The sequence below is a fragment of the Mesorhizobium sp. M8A.F.Ca.ET.207.01.1.1 genome (assembly GCF_004794715.1).
Taxonomy (GTDB): domain Bacteria; phylum Pseudomonadota; class Alphaproteobacteria; order Rhizobiales; family Rhizobiaceae; genus Mesorhizobium.
Map to the genome: position 1 here is coordinate 1 of NZ_SRUS01000622.1, position 278 is coordinate 278.

Consider the following 278-nt stretch of genomic DNA (forward strand, 5'->3'; position numbering starts at 1 on the left):
GCTGCAGGCGCAATGGGAATTCCGCATGTTGCCCGGCGACGCGCAGGGCGCCGCGCACCCGGGCCTGCAGCAATGGCGTGCGGCCACGGTGCCGGGCAGCGTGCACACCGACCTGCTGGCGCATGCGCTGATCCGCGACCCGTACGTGGGTGCGCCCGAAGCCGAGCTGCAATGGATCGGCCTGGCGGCCTGGGAGTACCGCGCGCGCTTCGACGTGGACGCGGCGACGCTGGCCAAGCCCAATGCCGAACTGCGTTTCGACGGGCTGGACACTTATG

1 protein-coding gene is annotated in these 278 nt (G+C 70.9%); it reads left to right on the forward strand.

Going from position 1 to position 278, the window contains the following annotated elements; translation table 11 throughout:
* Positions 1–25 precede the first annotated feature (25 nt).
* A partial coding sequence (locus EN850_RS36105) for a hypothetical protein (protein ID WP_246689343.1) occupies positions 26–278 on the forward strand: 253 nt, incomplete at its 3' end.